We start from the raw sequence: 21,197 nt of genomic DNA on the forward strand, positions 1-21,197 counted from the left end.
TGAAATAGACGATTTGAAATCGTCTATTTTTTTTGAAAAATTGACAGGTATTCTTTTTTTATTTATAATACCTAAGGAGTTAGAGAGGAGAGTTTTATGTTATTAAAATTAAAAAAAGAGGCTTTTGCCCTTACCGTTATAGGATTATCATTTTCATTTATAATCTTAATCATATCCTTTTTGAGAACAGCTGGATATTATATACCATATGCAGATTATTTAACATTATCTCGTTGGATTTTTAGAAGTCAATCTTTTGATTCACTTTTGACAATAGCCATGTTAATTGTTGGAACTATATTTATTTTTAAGCCTAATAGGCCTTGGGCAATTGTATCTATGGTATTTGCTGTTTTAACCGCTAATGTGTTTATATTTATTGCTGATATATTAGTATTAGTAAAAATGAAAGAGATAGGTCAAGAGGAAGAGAAAAAGAGAAATGAAGCTTTAGCTGATCAAGGAATAATAGCAAATGAGGAAGAGGAATTAAATGTTCCTAGTCCAGTGCAAATGGAGATGCCTACTCATGTAGAGTTTACAGCTCATGAGCAATCTCAAATTACAGCTGGTATTGCACTTGCATCTATTTATTTAGCCTTATGCTTAGGTCTTACCATTTATGCAGGATATAGTGTCTTTACTAGAGAATATCAGGGTAATTCTGAATACTCATTAAATGTTTTCTTTTTTGGCTTTTTAGTTTTTGTAGCAGTTATTTATTCATCAATATTCATTGTGAATATTGTAGTATCTGGTGTTGCATTAAATAAAAAGAGCGTGAAGAGTGTTAAAATCATGAGAGCATTTGGCTTTATAAGCCTTACAATATTTAATTCTGTTGCCGGAATACACGCAATCAATAGAGTTTCTGGAAAGAGCCTTGTATAAGGCTTTTTTTCTTAGTGTTTTTTGTGTAAAAAAAATATACATAAGCAATGAAGTATTTTAAAGCAAATTACCAGGATCAGGTAATAACACATTAATTTCTAAGATTGTAAAGGGATTTAATTAATTTACTTAAAATTTGACAGATTTTCTCTTTTTATTTATAATACCTAAGGAGTTAGAGAGGATAGTTTTATGTTATTAAAATTAAAAAAAGAGGCTTTTGCCCTTACCGTTATAGGAGTATCAATTTCCTTTGTATTTGCTATATTATTACTGCTTGATGGCTTTCAAATGCATTTTATAAGATATCTTAAGGCTTTTGATTGGATGGTTCAAAATCGAGAATTTAATATCTTTATTTTCTTTGTAATGACAGGTATTGGTATTCTATTTATTATTAAGCCAAATAAAGCTACAGCTATTATAAGCTTGATATGTGCTATATTTGCTTTTAATGTTTTGATTTTTATTGCAGCTATTTTAACATTAAGAACAATTAGCGAGCTTAATCAAAAGGCGAAAATAGCAGAGGAAGAATGGCTAAATCAAGAAGGAGTGGAAAATTATGGAATAATAGGTGATGAACCTAATTTAATTCCAGCTCCAGTAAAAAGAGAAGTTCCAGCAAAAAGAAAAGCTCCTACTCATGTAGAATTTACTTCCGCTGAGCAAACAAAGATTTCCTTAGGAATAGCTTTTGCTTCCACTTATTTAGTTTTATTTGCACTTTTATTCTATTTGTTGATACATAATACAAGGGTTGAACCTGGTGATGAGAGTGCTGCCTGGCTCGAAATATATCTCGTGTTTTTCTTAATTATATTATTATTTTATTCAGCAACGATAGTGATTAATATAGTTGTATCTGCAATCGCATTACATAAAAAGACCTATAGTAGTACTAAGCTTATGAGGGTATTTGGATTTATAAGCTTAACATTTATTAATTCTTTTGCAGCGATATCTGCATTAAGAAGATATTCTTAGAACAAGCCTTGTATAAGGCTTTTTTTATTAACGTTTTTGTGTTACAATAATTACACATAAGCGAGGTTTTAATTATGGAAAAAATTAAGATAAAAGCAACCGATGGGCTTGAGCTTTCCTGTTTATATAGTAAAGCAAAAGAACCAAGAGCAATTTGTCAAATTATGCATGGTATGGCAGAGCATAAGGAAAGATATATTGAATTAATTGAAGCACTAAATAATAGTGGAATTACAGTTATTATTTCTGATATGAGAGGTCATGGTGAATCTATAAATGATGAATACTTTTTAGGACATTTAGGTGGAGATTTAGATTTATTAATTAGTGATCAATATGAGGTTACTAAATGGTTTAAAAAGCATAATCCAAATCTACCAATGTATGTTTTTTCTCATTCTATGGGTACTTTAATTTCTCGTGCATATATTGAAAAGCATGATGATGAAATTGAAAGATTAGCCCTATCTGGTACTGTAGGCTATGAGCCTTTATGCTTTATAGGTGTATTTATGGCTAAGTGTAAAAGTATTGGTAATGGTGCAAAGAAGCATTCTAAGCTTTTATGGGCAATGAGTAATAATGCATCTTTTGATCCATCATTATCTTGGTTATCCTATAGTGAGACAAATATTAAAAATTATGAAGAGGATCCACTTTGTGGAGTATTATTCACAAATGCCTCCAATAAGGTTTTATTTACTTTAACTTATAATCTTCATAAGATTAAAAGATATCAGTGTAAAAATCCTACATTAAGAATTTATTCCTTTAGTGGTGAAGATGACAGAACAACTAAAGGTGAAAAGGGATTGAGGGATACAATGAAGACCTTAATCAGAGCTGGTTATGTGGATTTAAAATATAAAACATATCCTCATATGAAGCATGAAATTTTAATGGAAGATGATCATAAGATGGTTATTGATGATATTTTAAAATTTTTTGCAGAATAATAAAAAGTGAAATTCTAGGGTTCCCTAGAGTTTCTTTTTTTACTTCATTGTGATACAATGAAATGGGTGATGAAATGTGATCTTACAAAAGAATGCTAGACCCAATCTAGACGACATGGTAAGCGAGCTTCAAAGCATGACAGAGGAAGACCGCGAATTGATTGGCGAATATTTAAAAATTGAAAAGTGCTATCGATATGCATTAAGAGAAATGTCTGCAAGATTAGAAAATCTAGATGACAATTGCTCCTTGCATTTTGCACATAACCCTATTCATCATATAGAATCTAGAGTTAAAACTCCAGCTGCTATTATAGAAAAAATCCATAGAAGAGGTTATCCTGTTACTATGGAGGTTTTAAAAGAAAAAATATATGATATTGCTGGTATGCGTGTAATCTGTAATTATATTAATGATATTTATCAGATTGTAACGATGATGAAGCAGCAAAAGGATTTAAAAATCAAAATCAGCAAGGATTACATCCGTAATCCAAAGCCAACGGGGTATCGTTCCTTACATATCGTATTTGAAATGGCGATTTATGTTGACAATATACAGGTTTATGTCCCAATTGAAATTCAATTTAGAACAATTGCGATGGATATGTGGGCATCCTTAGAGCATGAGTTACGTTATAAATCTCCAGGATATGAATTTTCAGACGAGGATAAGGATAACCTTAAATTATATTCCGATCAATTATATCAGATAGATTTAAGTATGCAGAAGATGTATATTACTAAAATTATCGAGGAAGAAGAAAATGATTGATTATAAGAAGAATTATGAAGAAAATGTAGAAAAATATAAAAAGATGGGTTATGAGGTACCAAAGCCTGATATGATTAAAACTGAGGCAGATATTGAAGGTATTAGAAGAGCTGGTGTCATCAATAATTTGGTTTTAGATGAGGTGGCAAAGCATATCCATGCTGGTATGTCTACAGAAGAAATTAATACGATTGTACACGAAAAAACATTAGAGCTTGGTGGAATTCCTGCACCACTTAATTATGAAGGATTCCCAAAGAGTGTATGTACATCGATTAATGATGCAGTATGTCATGGTATTCCTGACCCTACTGTAATATTAAAAGAAGGCGACATTATTAATGTTGACTGTACTACAATTTATGAAGGATATTATGCAGATGCATCTCGTATGTTTATTATTGGTGAGGCATCCGCTACAGCTAAGGATTTGGTTAAAGTAGCTAAGGAATCCTTAGATTTAGCATTTAAGGGTATAAAGCCTTATTCTCATTTAAGAGATATTGGCGCAATTATTGAAAAATATGTTAAGTCTCATGGCTATAGCGTAGTACATGAAATTGGTGGTCATGGTGTTGGTATTGATTTCCATGAGGATCCATTTATTTATCATTATGGTAAAAAGGGTACTGGTATGGTTTTATTCCCAGGTATGGTATTCACTATTGAACCAATGGTAAATGAAGGCTCTAGAGGTGTATTTATTGATTCTAGCAATGATTGGACAATTTATACAGATGATGGCGGATTATCTGCACAGTGGGAATATACCATTGTAGTAACAATGGATGGACTTGAGATTTTAGCAAGCTAGGAGTGATATTTTGGATTCTTTTGAAATTAACCCAAATATCCTATATGCGATTTCATTACTAGAAAGTCATGGTTATCAGGCTTATTTAGTTGGTGGTGCTGTAAGAGATTTCTTATTAGATTTAGAGGTATCAGATTATGATATTGCAACCAATGCCACATTAGATCAAGCTATAGAGGTATTTAAGGAATTCAAATGTAAAAAGTATATATCCAAAAATATAACAATAGGTGTGAAATTAAATCACACCTATTTTGAGCTTTCAAGCTTCAAGGGTTCTACTATAGAAGAGGATTTATCCAATAGAGATTTTACAGTAAATTCTATGGCATATCATCCAAAGTATGGGCTAATAGATCCATATCATGGATTAAGTGATTTAGTTTCTAAAAGACTAAAAACAGTTAAGGATATAGAAGAAGTATTTACCTATGATCCAAATAGAATTTTAAGAGCAATAAGATTTCATGCAACAAGAGGGCTAATACCTACTTTAGAATTAAAGATGGGTATAAATAAATATTCTTATTTATTAAATGAAATAAAGAGTGAAAGAGTAGGAAAGGAAATAGATCCTATTTTACTTACGGAGACTCCATCATTCTATATAAGAGAATATATTAGCGTATTTTCTACTCTTTTCCCTGAACTTGGAAAATGTATAGATTTTGACCAAAAATGCCCAAAATGGCATAATTTAGATGTCTTATCTCATATCCTAAAGGTATTAGATTCAACAAAATGTGATTTAACTTTACGCTATGCTGCATTCTTCCATGATATCGCTAAGCCTATGAGCTATTTTTTAGATGATAAGGGTGTTGGGCATTTTTATGGTCATGCTATAAAATCCGAAGAATACGCTAGAGTAATGCTAGAAAAATATACATATAATCATCATTTTATTGATAGGGTATGTCATTTAATTTATTATCATGATTATCCTATAGAGGATACAGATAAGAGTGTATTAGATTTTTTATATAAATTTGGTATAAAGGATTTAGATTTATATTTAGGCTTAAAAAGAGCGGATATCTTAGGACAAAACCCTGATCTTTATTATAGGTTAGATAAAATAGATTCTATTCAAGAAAGAATTAAAAGATTACTAGAAGAAGAAAGAATTATAACCTATAAGAATTTAAAAATTAATGGGGATATATTGCAAGGGCTTGGATATGAAGCAGAAGAAATAGGTAAAGCTTTAAGAATTATTTTAAATAAAGTAATCAAACGAGAATTAAAAAATGATGAAAAGAAGCTTTATAATTATGCTTGTGAGCTTAAATATCACCTAAATGAGATAGAGTAATTACACACTTTGGCCTATTTTGTGTTATTGGATTATTTTGGTACGATTTTTCTTGACAGGGGGGTCCCCTGTGATAAAATATAGATGAATTAAATAATACTCTTTAAAAGGGAGTAGGTGCCCAAGTAGTTTGGGTATATATATCGTCAAGACGGGAAACCCGGTATATATTTAAAAATCGAGACTTTTACAAAATACCTTTTGTAAGAGTCTTATTTTTTTCAAATATATATTTGGGAGGTATAAGCGACAATTATATTTCGGAGGTTTAATATGGAAAGAAAGTATGTAAACGAAGAAAAATATCAAAAAGCAATTAAGATATTAAAGATTGTAAGAATTATCTTATTAGTCTTAGGTGTATCTTTACTTGCTGGAGGAATTGTTTTGATGGTTTTAGGCTTTAATCAAGAGCCAAAGAATACTCAAACCCCAGATGAATTTATGATGGGCATGAACTCAAGTAATAGAACATCTACTCCTAGTTTTAATCTTGGAATGATTATGGGAGGAGCATTCATGATTGGAATTGGAATGATGTTAACATTTGCTGGAGGAGTAGCTCTATCCGTAATCATCCATAGAAGAGAAATTACGGGCTTTATGGTTTCTCAAAGTGAACCAATTGTTCGTGAGGGGTATCAGGCTTACAAAGAAACAATTCAAGAAGTAATTCATGATACTGCAGTAACTATAAACTCTGCTAAAGGAGAGAGGGTAGAGGATCCAGATAAGGATCATAAATTTTGTAAGTACTGTGGTAATGTGCTAGAAAATGATGCAGTATTCTGCGAATTTTGTGGCAAAAAATTAAATTAAGTTATCTATAGTATTAAAAGATCCTTTTATTTATCTTTTATGGGATTAGATGACAAGAGTTATAGTTTGTGAAATTAAGATAGAAAAAAGGTTGGCAAAATTTCTTGCCAACCTTTGTTTTCTATATCTAAAAGGAGAGTTATAAAAATAAAAAAAATGGTTTTGTTGAACCATTCTTTTAAAAGAACTGGTGGACTGTTAGGGACTCGAACCCTAGACCCACTGATTAAGAGTCAGTTGCTCTACCAACTGAGCTAACAGTCCATATTTTGTCGCTTACATGCGACTGCAGTAACAATTATACCAAAATATTTTTCCTTGTCAACAACTATTTTATGTTTTTTAAAATTTTTTTTGGTACCCGCTTGTGGAGTTGCACCACACTAGTCTAAATAGCGGATATGCGTCAGTATAAGTAAAAGTTTTTAAGGTCATTTAGATACTGAAAAGAATTGGACCCGGCAGATAAATAAGAGTTTATAGTCTTCTAGATCTAGCAAAGATTGGACTTTCGCTTTTATAACTGCTGATCATTTGGGCAAACAAACCATTCAGCGAAGCATTTAGCGACTGCCTTCAAAAGTTTTAATAACATATTATATGTTCACCTCCAATAATTTGTATATAAAATCAGAAGTGATACTTCAGGGGTATCACCTCTGAAGGAATATTATTGTAAACTATTTTCATGAAAAAGTAAAGTGTTTTTTCAAAATTTTTCAAAAAGTTTTCATAGATAATGTAAATCGCTTATGCTATAATGTATCCGAAAAGAGTGGTGTTGAATCATGAAGGTAATTTTAGGCCTTTCTGGAGGAGTAGATTCCTCTGTTGCTTTAAAGCTTTTAAAAGATCAAGGATATGATGTTGAAGCCATGTTTATGAGAAACTGGGATTCAGCAACAAATAATGATATATTAGGTAATCCAGATATCAATGATGATGTATGTCCACAGGAGAAGGATTTTCAAGATGCCAAGAAGGTTGCAGATCAAATTGGAGTTAAGCTTAACCGAATTGATTTCATTGAAGAGTATTGGGATACAGTATTTACTTACTTTTTAAATGAATATAAATCTGGTAGAACTCCAAACCCAGATATCATGTGTAATAAATATATTAAGTTTAATGCATTCCTTAAACATGCTTCCACCTTAGGTGCAGATTATATTGCGATGGGACATTATGCAAGAGTAAGACATGAAAAGGATAAGAGCTATTTATTAAGAGGAGTGGATTCGAATAAGGATCAAAGCTATTTCTTATGTCAAATATCTCAAAGCCAGCTAAGGCATGCCTTATTCCCTGTTGGAGATTTAACAAAACAAGAGGTTAGAAAAATTGCTAAGGATGCGAACCTTTGGACTGCGGATAAAAAGGATTCTACAGGAATCTGTTTTATTGGAGAAAGAAATTTCCATCAATTCTTAAAGAATTATTTACCAAGTAAGCCAGGAGAAATGGTTACTCTTGATGGTAAGGTAGTTGGCCATCATGATGGATTAATGTATTATACTATAGGTCAAAGAAAGGGCCTTGGTATTGGTGGAAGCCATGACTTTGATAATGCTGCATGGTTTGTTTGTGGTAAGGATTTAGAAAAGAATCAGCTAATTGTTGGCCAAGGCCATGATTCTGAATATTTAATTTCTAACCGCTGTATCGCAACAGATTGTAATTGGATTTGTGATATTCCTGAAGATGGTAAGGCATATACTGCAAAATTTAGATACCGCTCTTTGGATAATCCAATCACATTAAAGAAGCTTGATGGTAATAGAATTGAGGTATTCTATCCAGAGGGAGTACGTGCAGTTACTCCAGGACAGGCTGTTGTTGTTTATGATGGTGAGGTTTGCTTAGGCGGAGCTATCATAGACAGTGTATATATGAATCAAGAAAGAAGAAAGTATTAATGGAAGAACGTAAGGTTGTATCAGGCTACATTTCTAATTACATATATGAAAGCCAAGATTCCTTATATAAGGTTTGTGAGCTTACACAAGAGGATGATACTACCTTAATTATCGTTGGTTCATTTCCTCATTTAGAAGATGGCTTATGCTATGAATTTGTTGGCAATATGAAAAAGCATCCAAAATATGGAGAGCAATTTTTCGTTTTGTCCTATCAAAAGAGTAATTCATTTTCTAAAGAGGGATTAATTCATTATTTATCTTCAGATAAATTTTATGGAATAGGTCCTAAGCTTGCTTCAAATATTATTGAAGAATTAGGACTGGATTGTATTGATAAGATACTTAAGGATAAGGATGTCTTAAAAAAGGTTTATGGAATGACTAAGCCTAAAATGGATACCCTATATCAAACATTAAAGGATAACTATGCAAGCGAACAGGTTTTTATTCGCTTATTTGGCTTTGGCTTAACTGCCAAAATGGTAGAAAGATTATATAATACATATAATGTATCTGCAGCAAATAAGGTAGAAGAAAACCCTTATTGCTTAATTACAGAGGTAGAAGGCTTTGGCTTTAAAAAATGTGATGCTTTAGCATTAAATTTAGGTATTAAAAAGGATGATCCATTAAGACTTGAGGCAGCTATTTTTTATACCTTAAATCAAGTATGCTACCAGCAAGGCTTTACATTTTTAACGGAAGAACAATTACTAAATTCTATTCTTCGGCTTTTAGATAATGAAATAGCACCTAGTATAATAAAGCCTATTTTAGATAATCTAGTAGAAAATAAAAAGATTATTCTAGAAGAAGGCAAATATTTTGATTCTTACCTTTATAGTTGTGAGATTAAAACAAAGGATGCATTATTAAAATTAGCCTCTGCTAAGATGAATAAATATCCAGAAGAAAAGGTAAAAAATGCCATTTCCTATGTGGAGAAGTATTTAAATATTGAATATACTCCTATGCAAAAGGAAGCTATTTTTACATCTATTACCAATAAATTATCCATTATAACAGGTGGACCTGGTACAGGTAAATCCACCATTTTAAATGGTATATTAAATGTATATTCCAAATTGAATGATATGCCTATTGGTAGTGATGATTTTTCATACAAGGTATGCTTAGTTGCCCCAACCGGTAGAGCAGCCAAAAGAATGAGTGAAACCACAAGCTTTAAGGCATCTACTATCCATAAGGCATTAGGCTATAATTTTGATGGTGGCTTTAATTATAATGAGGATTCTAAAATGGGATATTCCTTACTTATTGTAGATGAAACATCAATGATGGATATCTCCTTAGCGATGAGTCTATTTACTGCCCTAAGGGATAAATGCCAGGTCATTTTAGTTGGAGATTCCAACCAGCTACCTTCGGTAGGGCCTGGTAATGTATTACATGATTTAATTCAATCCGATATATTTAAAACGACTAAATTAAATCAAATTATGAGACAGGCAAAGGATTCCGATATCATTAGCCTATCTCATATGGTATTATCTGAAAATATAGATTATAAAATCTTCAATAAAAGAAAAGAAGTATTCTTTTATAATTCTGATGTAAACTCAACAATTCCTATGCTTGAAAAGCTATTAGATGGCTTTATTGCAAGTGGTGGAGATTTATATTCTGGTATTCAAATACTTGCTCCAATGTATGCAGGTGTTGCAGGTATTGATGCAATTAATTCCTTTATCCAAGAAAAATATAATCCAGAAAAGGAAAAGATATTAAAAAGAGAAAATAAGCTATTTAAGAAAAATGATAAGGTCTTACAGCTTAAAAATGATTCTATTCATGAAATTATGAATGGAGATATTGGTAAAATATTAGATGTCATTAAGGTAGAAGAAAAGGATGCAATGCTAATTGATTTTGATGGAAGAATCATTACATATATGGCATCCGATATAGAAAATTTAACCCTAGCCTATTGTATGTCTATTCATAAATCTCAAGGCTCTGAATTTGAAAATGTTATTATGCCAATACTTCCTTCTTATCAAATAATGCTTAAAAAGAAAATAATTTATACAGGTATTACTAGAGCGAAAAAAAAGCTGATTTTACTAGGTAAAACCAGCTCATTAGATATGGCAATCCATTCTATGGATTATGAAAGACAAACCTATTTAACTCAAAGACTTGGTAAAAAAGAAATTGAGGTTATCGATAACAAAATATACGATAAGGATATTCCTTTTGATACATTTGGTGAATATGATATGGAAGGAATAACTCCTTATTCATTCATGGATTAAAAGCCTAATCGAAGAAGATATCTTCTCGGATAGGCTTTTTTAATTCTAATACCTCAGTCAAATCAATTTCTAATATTCTACATATTGCTTGAAGCTCTATAAAGGTAGGCTCAAGTAGCCCATTTTCTATTCTATTGTATCTTGCTTTTTGAATTGGCACTTTTAGTGCCATTTCTTTTTGTAATAGGCCCTTTGCAATTCTTTTTTGTTTTATGATTTCTGAAAAATTAGTGAAATTCATTTTAACTCCTTTAAATAATTTCTCTCATTAATTGCATTTTAGCATAACAATTTATGAAAGAAAATGATGTCTTTTTGAGAAATAAATCGGTTACATTTAAAACTATGTTTTACTTTTGGTTTTTTTGTTGCTATTGAAACTCTTTTTTGATATAATCAAAATATTGTAAAGCGCCTATATGGTGCTTAGTGGAGGTAAGAGTCTATGAAATATATGACTTCAAGTGAAATCCGTCAAATGTGGTTGGATTTCTTTAAATCAAAAGGACACAGTGTAGAGCCATCTGCATCCCTAGTCCCACACAATGATCCAACATTATTATGGACCAATGCGGGTGTAACACCATTAAAGAAATATTTTGATGGTACAATGGTTCCTGAAAATCCAAGAATTACTAATGCACAGAAGTGTATTCGTACCAATGATATTGAAAATGTAGGTAAGACTGCGAGACACCATACCTTCTTTGAAATGCTTGGAAACTTCTCCATTGGTGATTATTTCAAGAAAGAAGCGATTGCTTTCGCATGTGAATTATTATTTGACCCTAAGTGGTTTGGCTTTGATCAGGATAAATTATATATTACATACTATACAAAGGACATTGATGCTAAAAATTGCTGGATGAGTCATGGCATTAAAGAAGACCATTTAATTCCATTAGATGGTAACTTCTGGGAAATTGGTGAAGGACCTTGTGGACCTGATACAGAGATGTTTTATGACCGTGGCGAAAAGTATGATAAGAGAGGTCCTGAATTAATTCGTGACGATATTGAAAATGATCGTTTCATTGAAATTTGGAATATCGTATTCTCTCAGTTCAATTCTAAGGAAGGTGTAGCAAGAGAAAACTACAAGGAATTACCTTCTAAGAATATTGATACTGGATGTGGTTTGGAAAGGTTATGCTGTGTAATGCAGGGTGCAAACACAAATTATGACACAGATTTATTCCAACCAATCATCAAGAAGACTGAAGAGATTTCTGGTGTTAAATATGAAGGACAGATGGCATTTAAGGTTATTGCTGACCATGTAAGAACTGTAACATTCGCAGTAGCTGATGGTGCAACATTATCCAATGAAGGTAGAGGCTATGTATTAAGAAGAGTATTAAGAAGAGCTTCTAAATATGCTAAATCAATTGGTATTAATAAGCCATTTATGTCTGAGCTTGTTGATGTAGTTATTCAGATTATGGATCCATTCTACCCATATTTACATGAGAAGAAGGAAATTGTTAAGCAAGTAATTACTGCAGAAGAAAAGCAGTTCTTAAAGACATTAGCTGATGGTGAAAAGAGATTTGCATTAATTGCAGAAGCATCTAAGGATAAGAAGGTTATTTCTGGTTCTGATGCGTTCACATTATATGATACATATGGCTTCCCTATTGAGCTTACAATTGAGTATGCTGAAGAAAAGGGCTTAACTGTAGATCAGGCTGGCTTTAAGGCTTACTTAAATGAACAAAAGGAACGTGCAAGAAATGCACGTAAGGATGATCAGTCTATGGGAGGACAGAATGAGGAATTCTTAAACTTCAAGGCTGAATCTAGATTCTCAGGCTATAATACTACAAATCAAAAATCTAAGGTTATTGCAATCTTTGGTAATGCAGTAGTATTAGATGAGACACCATTCTATGCATTTAGTGGTGGACAGCTATGTGATAAGGGTAAGCTCGATGACACAGAGGTTATTGATGTAATTAAGATGCCTAATGGACAGCATTTACATGTATTAGCTGGAGATACTAATCCATTTAAGGTTGGCGAAATCGTTTGGGCTGTTGTAGATAAGGAAAATAGAGATTTAACTAGAAAGAACCATTCAAGTGCTCACTTACTTCAGGCTGCACTTCAAAATGTATTAGGTAGCCATGTTCATCAGATGGGTTCTCAGGTATGCAGTGAGTATTGTCGTTTTGACTTTAATAATTATCAGGCATTAACTGATGAAGAAATTATTAAGGTTGAGGATATCGTAAATGATTTCATCAAGGAAGCTCATCCTGTTAAGACTTTAGTATTACCTATTGAAGAGGCAAAGAAGCTTGGCGCTATGGCATTATTCGGTGAAAAGTATGGTGCTCAGGTAAGAGTTGTTGATATGGGCGTATCTAAGGAATTCTGTGCAGGTACACATGTATATAATACAGAAGAAATTATGGATTTTGAGATTGCATCTGTTGAATCCATCGGTTCTGGTGTATTCCGTGCAACTGCAGTTACAGGACCAAAGGCTCATGAGCTTTTAGTTGAATCTACTCAAAATATTCAGGCTACTTTAAAAACTATCATAGAGAAGGCTTCTGAATTAGTTAAGAAGGCTAAGGCTGAAGGTATTGAATTAGAAGTATCTTATGTTCCAGCTAATTTAGAAGAAAAGGGTTATCGTTATATTTTAGCTTTACGTAAGGAAGTAGCTAAGGCTCAAAATGCAGTTAAGGAATTAGAGAAAGAATATAACCAAAAGAAGAGCCAAAGTGCATTAAAGAGCTTAGACCAGTATGATAGCTTAATTGAAGGAGATAAGCTATTTACTACTGTTGAAGTAAAGGATACAAATCTAATTAAGGATATGGCATCTGCACTTCGTAATAATAAGAATTTAAATGTAGTATTACTAGCATCTTGTGATGGCGCTAAGGTTACATTTGTATGTGCAGCTAACGCTCCATACGATGCATGTGCTATCGTTAAAGAAGCAACTAAGATCACCGGAGGCGGTGGTGGAGGAAAGAAGGATCTAGCTCAGGCTGGTGGAAAAGATTCCTCTAAGGTTAATGAAGCATTATTACATGTTAAGGAATTCTTAAAGTAATGAAATATATTGGACTAGATTTAGGAAGTAGAACATTAGGTGTTGCAATTTCTGATGAAATGGGTATTTTAGCTAGAGCTTATGATACATTTAGATTTCGTGATGATGATTATGATAAAGCAATAAGCTATACTATTGATGTTTGTAAAAAAGAAAATGTAAATACTATTGTACTTGGACTTCCAAAGCATATGAATGGAGATGAGGGTATAAGAGCCCAAATCTCCTTCGATTTTAAAGCGAAAATTGAAGAATTATCCAATATTAAGGTCATCCTAATGGATGAAAGATTAACTACAGTTATTGTCGATAAGGCAATGATTGAAGCAAACGTTAGAAGAAAAGATAGACACCAAAAGAAGGATGAAATGGCTGCCGTAGTCATTTTACAAAACTATCTAGATAAAAAATCTTTTTAAGGAGAATGGTTATGCAGGACCGTACATTAACATTAATACAGGATGATGGAAGAGAAATCCTATGTGATATTTTATTCACATATCATTCTGAAGAATTTAATAAAGATTATGTAGTATTCCAGGTTCGTGGAGAGGGTAGTGCTTCTGCAGCAATTTACCATCCTACAGATAATGGTAAGGGAAGCCTTGATAGAATCGAAACCGATGAAGAATGGGAAATGCTTGAAGATTTATTAAATGATTATGCATCAAGTGTGGAAGATTCATGCCACTCTGGATGCCAAGGCTGCAGTGGCTGCCATTCTAGTGAGGAATGTGGTGGTTGCGGTGAGTGCCAAAATTAATGATCATGAGCCAACCAATAAGCTTGTATTTTCTAGCTTAGAAGAAGAGCTTAGAGATTATGCAATGAAAAATGATGTTCCAATTATCCAAGATGACGGGCTTGCAATGCTTGAATCGATAATTAGAATTAAAAGACCTAAAAAAATATTAGAAATAGGATGTGCTATTGGATATTCAGCCATTCGCATGGCTAAGGTTATAGGTTCAGAAATTTATACAATTGAAAGAAATCAAGATATGTATAATGAAGCTATAAAGAATATTAAAAAAGCCAGCCTAGAAGATAAAATACATGTCTTTTATAAGGATGCATTAGAAGCCTTTGATTTAGTTTCTAATGAAACCTTTGATATGATATTTATTGATGCTGCAAAAGCACAATATATGAAATTCTTTAATTTATATACTCCACTTTTATCCGAGCATGGAGTTGTAGTATGTGATAATATGGAATTTCATGGTTTGGTGGAAGCATTAGATAATAATGAAGAATATATGTCTTATTCTAGATCTGTTAGAGGAATCATTCGTAAAATGGCAAGATTCCATGATGAACTTTTAGCTAAAGAAGACTTTGACACTACATTATTTGAAGTAGGAGATGGCATAGCCATTTCAGTAAAGAAGTAAGGAGGTGATTCTATGCGAATTCGTGGATTAATTCATATGATTGAATTAGACAATAAAATCATTGGAATTAAGAATTATAAGAAAATTGATTTCTTTTATTTTCAAAATTCTCAAATGAGTGTATTTAAAAGATACTTATATATTGGAAATTGGATAGATATTGAGTATGATGATTCTAAAATGATAAGAAGAGGTCCATATTCTGCATACGTCATTTCCTATGTAAATCGCCTTGAGGCACATGGATTACATGATCATATTGTTTATTATGATAAAAAAGAAATAACATCCAGCTTATATGAATTCTTAGGAAGTCTAGAAAATACTATGTTCTTAGATTTAGAAATGACAATGCCACCTTATAATTTTAAAGGCAAAGGCTTTAGAACAGAAGTTATTCAGGCAGGCTTTATCATTTTTGATAAGTATGGTGAAGAAATTATGAGATATCGTAATTTCATTGAACCTTCGATTACAAAAACATTATCAAAAAGAGCAGAAAAATTCTTAGGCATTACTAATGAGGAATTTGAAGCCAATAGAATTCCATATATAGATTTCTATAATGATTTTAAAGAAGTAATTGATAAATATAATCCAGCTATCATTGTATATGGTAGAAATGATATTTTAGTTTTAAATGATTCTTATCTATTACATAATGTTCCATCTCTAAAGGATAAAACAAGATATGTAAACTTATGCCAAATCATTAAAACACATTATGAATTAAGAAATGATCCAGGCTTATTTAAACTATTCCAAATCTATTATGATAATGAAGATATTCAAGTTCATGATGCATTTAATGATAGTGAGGTTACAGCTAAGGTATTTGAAGCATTTAGAGAAGATATCTTATATAAAACAAAAACAAAAGAAATTAAAGAATGTTTTGATTAAGAGAGGATGATTCCTCTCTTTTTTATTGCTAAAAAATTGGCAAATTTTAAGCTTTTATATATTAAATATATAAATATTCATTTTCAAAAGAAAAAGGCTGTAACTTTGAAAGTTACGGCCTTTTATAAGCTATATTAGATAGAATTAGCTATTCTTTTTAAGAATTACAGTTTGATATGGGTTTAAATCAAATGCAGTAGTAATTGTACCACTCATATAGCCTAATGTATCTAAGTATACAGTATATCCTGTATAGCCAGACATATTAATCTTTGTGCCATTACCATTATGATGCATAATGATGTAATCTCCAATTTCATATTTGAAATATGAGAAATTAGATTGATCATATGCGATAGTATTTCTCTTTGCAGAGATTTCGGATAATGGAACAGTAATTGCACCACTAGTCTTAAGGGATACTAGCTTCTTGAAGTTTTGGAACATACTATTATAAGTAACCTTATAAGAATAATCTAAATCATTTACTTGATAAGAAGCATTATAAGAATTTTCATTTAAATCCTTAGTTCTTAAGAATTCTTCACCTTCTTGCATGAAGGAAATTCCTTGGCTTGTAAGCACAATAGCATGACCTAATGTAGATGCCTTTACTGCAGCAGAACCAGTAATACCACAAGTTTCTAGATGGTCTGCAACATTATAATTATCGTGGCAGGAAATATACGCAACAGTATATTGTACTGGATTTAATCTATCATCATACATATAACCCATAGAACCATTCATAATTCTATATAGATTATCTGAATCAATACCAGTAGTAGATGCCCATCCATAAGAGCCACCTGTTCCTACCTGACCAAACATTGCATCACGAATTGTACTATTGAAAGAACCGAAATTACCCCATGTACTATAATTAGATAGATTACATAATACAGCTGTAACATAATCTTCGCTAGAAGCTGCCCAAGGCTCACCATATACTACGATATTAGAATTAATCTTAGTATGTAAGTTATCTGCAAGAGCTTGCATTGTAGCTACATCATGAATACCCATTAAGTCGAAGCGGAATCCACCAAGCTTGTATTCAGTAGCCCAGAATTCAGTAGAATCTACCATAAACTTACGGTACATTAAACGATCAGATGCAGTTTCATTACCACAGCCAGAACCATTATATAAATATCCATCAGCTGTATATCTATAGTAATAGCCAGGTACTAAATGAGTGAAATTAGAACCAGCAGCATCGCTTACATGGTTGAATACAACATCCATGATGATTGTTATTCCAGCTTTATTATATTTATATACTAATTCTTTAAATTCACGAATCTTTTCATATCCATCATATGGATTAGTAGAATAAGAACCATCTAAGGAATTGTAATTTAATGGATTATAACCCCAGTTAAATGATGGATTAATTTCATCATTTGCTGAATCAAAGATAGGAAGAAGCTGTACAGCATTAACGCCTAATTCTTTGATATGGTCAAAACCAGTAGTAACTGTCATACCATTTTTTGTATAAGTTGTACCTTCATAGGCAAAGCCCTTGAATGTCTTTTGGTATGCGCTTGGTCCACCCCAAGTAGATGATGATGTTAAATCGGCAATATGTGCCTCATATACAACTAAATTCTGTGGGTTGATATCAAGAGTTGAAATATCATCCCATCCATCAGGATTAACAGAATCAAAATCAACTACCATACCTCTTAAGCCATTGACACCAGTAGATTTAGCATAAGGGTCAACAACCTCAGCATTCTTGTATAAATAATTTGTTACAACATAAGTATAATACTTACCACTTAAATCACCATTAATTGTGTAGCTCCATACACCCTTAGAAGCCTTAGAGCCACCAGTCATTGTGTATTCTGTATAGGAATCAGAACCACCTAAATAAGCTGGAGTACCAGAATCATAAATTCTAAGCTTCATTTCTGTTGCTACAGGGCTCCATACTTTGAATGTTGTTTCACTCTTAGAATAAATTGCACCTAATTGGCCATTATAGCCATATACAGAATTAAAGGATGATAAATCATATAAATCCCACATAGAAGCTTTTCTTGAGCCTTTACCATCACTGAATGTAACATTTAATTCATAAATGTCATTCATAGTTGGGAATGTAGTGCCTAAATTATAGTATAGGTATGTATTACCATAATCTGTTGCCTTAGGGTCAGATGCAATTGTACCACTAGATACTAGCTCTTCACCATTTCTAGTTACTGTGAAGGAAATAGATGCTTCTGCAAGTCCATATTTTAAGAAATATGAACCAGAATCTTGATAGATGCAGAAATATGAAATATTTGCACCCTTAGATTCAGCAATAGAGCTATATACTCCTTCAGAACCACCAACAAAGTATACATGATAATAATTATCACTATCTTGTTTTAAATCAGATAAAGAGAAATATTTATTTGTACCATCTTGGGCAGACCAGTTATCTGCACCTTGACATTTAATAATTAAACCGAAGGAATCATTACCAGCAAAGCTAGAATATGGTACTGTATAATATCTACCAAAGGAATCACTTTGGGTCATAGTATATAAATTAGCACCTAAATTATCTCCCCATAACCATAAGGAATTAATTAATGTGTAATTATTATCTGCTCTATGATAATGAATCTTTAAGCCTGCAATAGTAACTTCATCAATATATCCACAAATACTACATACATTATAGTATTTATCATTCTCATAAACTAATTCGAAATCATGCTCGTCCTTATCAGATATAGCACTACAACCAGAAACTAGACATTCATGGAAGTGATATGCTGAACTATAAGAATATTCACTACTATAGTTATGGCTATGACCAGTCATAGGAATAATCTCTGTATAAGTTTCACCACATACTGTACAAGTATATGTTCTTACGCCTTCTGTAGTAGAAGTTGCAGGAGTAGTAACCTCTGCATTCCATGTATGAGTATCACAAACTGCAGATGGAATTGAATACTTAGACCATGTGCCACCACCATATGGTGTTGAAGAACCATCACAATAATATGCATTTGTAGTTACTCTATCTACGGTAATATCCTCTGTTTGCTGTCCATTATTACCATTATTAAAGATAATGTATTTATATGCGTTTATATTATAAGCATAGTAATAAATTCCATCTCCATCGCTATTAGTACCAACATAAGTCATAGCTGTACCTGGCCATGTAGGTGTTAATTTATCAGCATCAGAATTATAAATATAAACACAAACTGTACTCCAACCCTTATTATTTGTGAAGTAAACACCATTTGTACCTAATGCTTCAATTGTTTTAACTTTAGTTTCACCACAATTAGAGCATGTATAAGTTGCAGAACCACTAGAAGTTCTAGTTGGTGCAACAACTATAGGGCTAGTATCATAATTATGACCAATAGCATCTAATACCATTTCTGTTTGATCGATAACCTCACCACAAACAGAACAGCTTACTGTATGAGTAGATATACCAGAATGTTCACATGTAGGAGTTAAAGTTATAGCATCACTAACTTCTAATGTATGGCTACTCTTTGGTAGTGTAGCAGTATAAGTTTGAGTAGTAAATGATGAGCTTGCGAAAGCCTTAGTTGTATAAACTGCTGTACCTGTAGCAAGGCAGGTAGGGGCCTTTGTAACTGTATAGCTTGCAGCTACAGATTCATACTCTAATGCTTCACCACAAATAGAGCATTTAACTGTTGCTTCACAGGTTAAATGATCACTACTCCAAGTATATGTAGGAGTAGATGGGTTATGTGTATGAGCAAGTACAGGAATTGCTTCAACCTTTGTTTCGCCACATACTGTACAAGTATAAGTCATTTCACCTGGTGTGGATTCTGTTGGAGCCTTAGTTTCAACTCCACTATTCCATGTATGTCCTGTTGCAGGGATGATTTCAACCTTAGTTTCACCGCACCCTGAATCTAGACATGTATATGTTCTATAACCGACCTCTGTACAAGTAGGAGATTTTGTTACAATACCACTATTCCAGTGATGATTATCTAAATTAGATGCTGGAATATCATAATATGCCCATGTGCCTACAGTATATTTACCTTCGGAATTAGTTTCTCCAAGATAATATGCATTATTAGTTGTCTTATCTACAGGAATATCTACGGTTTGAGAGCTATTATTGTTGAAAATAATATATGAATACTTTGATAAATCATAATCAATATAATAGATTCCTTGTCCATAGGAATTATTGCCAACATAAGTCATAGCTGTACCTGGCCATGAATTATATGTATTTGAAGCGGACTCGTAGATATAAGCATATACAGTATCCCAATATTGTCCATTTGTAAAATAAACTCTTGTTGTTCCAAGCTTATCTATAGTTAATGTTTTTTCATTACCACATACTGTACAAGTATATGTTACAGAACCATCGGTTAATCTTGTTGGAGCAACGACAGAAGAATCATCATAGGAGTGATTATTTGTCTTTGGAATTGTTAATGCCTCAAGTGTAGTTGCATTACCATGAGCATCATAATATGTACTATTTTCTGGATTATAATAATACTCATAATTACCACTATCTCCACAAGTAGGAGATGTTGCCTCTACATGATTATATGTATTTGGCATTGGTATTAAATATTGAATTGTGTTTGTTTTTTCTGTTGTTCCATCGACATAGTTATATTCGAATGTAGCACTTAATGTCCAAAGTGGGAATGATTTTGAAAGCTCTGTAATAGTCATTACAGCATAATAAGTGTCATCCACTTTATCATATGCGCCAATGACTTCATCATAAACAGTAGTTAAAGATACTTCAGTTTCTTTTGTATCATTTCCAGCTTTACTTAATTGTAATTCGACATCAATTTTAGTAATATCGTCTAGGGTTGCACCATCCGATAAAACAAATTTACTTACATAACGAATTTTATCGTTTGTTACACTTTCCTGTTGCTCTAATAGAATATCCACCTTATCTATTAATGTAGCAGAAGCAAATGCTTTAGATATACCAAATATGGCTATAAGAACAAATGAAAGTGATAGTATTATTGGTTTAAAAAATTTCTTCATAGTTCACCTCTTCTAAGTCTTAATATAAT

Annotated in this window: 16 protein-coding genes and 1 tRNA gene; 14 read left to right on the top strand and 3 right to left on the bottom strand. The window is 32.2% G+C overall.

All coding sequences use genetic code 11. The features are described 5' to 3' along the window. Positions 1-96 precede the first annotated feature (96 nt). From EI71_RS01200 to EI71_RS01230, 7 genes are all read left to right on the top strand, one after another. Positions 97-891, top strand: coding sequence for a hypothetical protein (locus EI71_RS01200; RefSeq protein WP_119015421.1), 795 nt, complete (start codon positions 97-99; stop codon positions 889-891). 192 nt (positions 892-1,083) lie between these two features. Continuing rightward, a complete protein-coding gene (locus EI71_RS01205; RefSeq protein WP_119015422.1) occupies positions 1,084-1,878 on the top strand; it encodes a hypothetical protein in 795 nt (264 codons plus the stop codon). A 74-nt stretch (positions 1,879-1,952) separates the two neighbouring features. Further along, complete coding sequence (locus tag EI71_RS01210; RefSeq protein ID WP_119015423.1) at positions 1,953-2,834, top strand: alpha/beta fold hydrolase; 882 nt, start codon at positions 1,953-1,955, stop codon at positions 2,832-2,834. Between the two features lie 76 nt (positions 2,835-2,910). After that, positions 2,911-3,609, top strand: coding sequence for a GTP pyrophosphokinase (locus EI71_RS01215; RefSeq protein WP_162849651.1), 699 nt, complete (start codon positions 2,911-2,913; stop codon positions 3,607-3,609). Further along, positions 3,602-4,423, top strand: coding sequence for a type I methionyl aminopeptidase (gene map / locus EI71_RS01220; protein WP_119015425.1), 822 nt, complete (start codon positions 3,602-3,604; stop codon positions 4,421-4,423). The genes EI71_RS01215 and map overlap by 8 nt, the downstream gene beginning before the upstream one ends. A gap of 10 nt (positions 4,424-4,433) precedes the next feature. Further along, positions 4,434-5,738 carry a CCA tRNA nucleotidyltransferase gene (locus EI71_RS01225; protein WP_119015426.1) on the top strand — a complete coding sequence of 435 codons (1,305 nt, stop codon included), beginning with the start codon at positions 4,434-4,436 and terminating at the stop codon, positions 5,736-5,738. 273 nt (positions 5,739-6,011) lie between these two features. Beyond that, positions 6,012-6,557, top strand: a complete 546-nt coding sequence (locus EI71_RS01230) for a zinc ribbon domain-containing protein (protein WP_119015427.1) — start codon at positions 6,012-6,014, stop codon at positions 6,555-6,557. Positions 6,558-6,745: 188 nt separating this feature from the next. Here EI71_RS01230 and EI71_RS01235 read toward each other — a convergent pair. Further along, positions 6,746-6,821, bottom strand: a tRNA-Lys gene (locus tag EI71_RS01235). A 524-nt stretch (positions 6,822-7,345) separates the two neighbouring features. On the opposite strand from EI71_RS01235, the gene mnmA reads away from it, so the two are divergent. Together mnmA and recD2 are read left to right on the top strand one after the other, a co-directional pair. Then, positions 7,346-8,473 carry a tRNA 2-thiouridine(34) synthase MnmA gene (gene mnmA / locus EI71_RS01240; protein WP_119015428.1) on the top strand — a complete coding sequence of 376 codons (1,128 nt, stop codon included), beginning with the start codon at positions 7,346-7,348 and terminating at the stop codon, positions 8,471-8,473. Continuing rightward, positions 8,473-10,752, top strand: a complete 2,280-nt coding sequence (gene recD2, locus EI71_RS01245; RefSeq protein ID WP_119015429.1) for an SF1B family DNA helicase RecD2 — start codon at positions 8,473-8,475, stop codon at positions 10,750-10,752. Before mnmA ends, recD2 begins: the two co-directional genes overlap by 1 nt. A 4-nt stretch (positions 10,753-10,756) precedes the next feature. On the opposite strand, the gene EI71_RS01250 is transcribed toward recD2, so the two are convergent. After that, a complete protein-coding gene (locus EI71_RS01250; RefSeq protein ID WP_119015430.1) occupies positions 10,757-10,993 on the bottom strand; it encodes a helix-turn-helix domain-containing protein in 237 nt (78 codons plus the stop codon). A gap of 204 nt (positions 10,994-11,197) precedes the next feature. Between EI71_RS01250 and alaS the strand changes: the two genes are divergently transcribed. The 5 genes from alaS to EI71_RS01275 are packed head-to-tail and all read left to right on the top strand — an operon-like array spanning position 11,198 to position 16,119. After that, positions 11,198-13,822, top strand: a complete 2,625-nt coding sequence (gene alaS / locus EI71_RS01255) for an alanine--tRNA ligase (RefSeq protein WP_119015431.1) — start codon at positions 11,198-11,200, stop codon at positions 13,820-13,822. Then, entirely contained in the window at positions 13,822-14,241 is a 420-nt protein-coding gene (gene ruvX / locus EI71_RS01260) for a Holliday junction resolvase RuvX (RefSeq protein ID WP_119015432.1), read from the top strand. Before alaS ends, ruvX begins: the two co-directional genes overlap by 1 nt. An 11-nt stretch (positions 14,242-14,252) precedes the next feature. After that, the gene (locus EI71_RS01265; protein ID WP_162849652.1) at positions 14,253-14,585 is read left to right on the top strand and encodes a DUF1292 domain-containing protein; all 333 of its coding nucleotides are present in this window, start codon (positions 14,253-14,255) and stop codon (positions 14,583-14,585) included. After that, positions 14,569-15,216, top strand: a complete 648-nt coding sequence (locus tag EI71_RS01270) for an O-methyltransferase (protein WP_162849653.1) — start codon at positions 14,569-14,571, stop codon at positions 15,214-15,216. Before EI71_RS01265 ends, EI71_RS01270 begins: the two co-directional genes overlap by 17 nt. A 12-nt stretch (positions 15,217-15,228) precedes the next feature. Then, entirely contained in the window at positions 15,229-16,119 is an 891-nt protein-coding gene (locus tag EI71_RS01275; protein ID WP_119015434.1) for an exonuclease domain-containing protein, read from the top strand. Between the two features lie 144 nt (positions 16,120-16,263). Here the strand turns inward: EI71_RS01275 and pulA are convergent, their stop codons facing one another. Further along, a complete protein-coding gene (gene pulA, locus EI71_RS01280; RefSeq protein WP_119015435.1) occupies positions 16,264-21,168 on the bottom strand; it encodes a type I pullulanase in 4,905 nt (1,634 codons plus the stop codon). Positions 21,169-21,197: the final 29 nt, after the last annotated feature.

The sequence above is a fragment of the Anaeroplasma bactoclasticum genome (assembly GCF_003550015.1).
GTDB classification, from domain to species: Bacteria; Bacillota_I; Bacilli_A; order Acholeplasmatales; family Anaeroplasmataceae; genus Anaeroplasma; species Anaeroplasma bactoclasticum.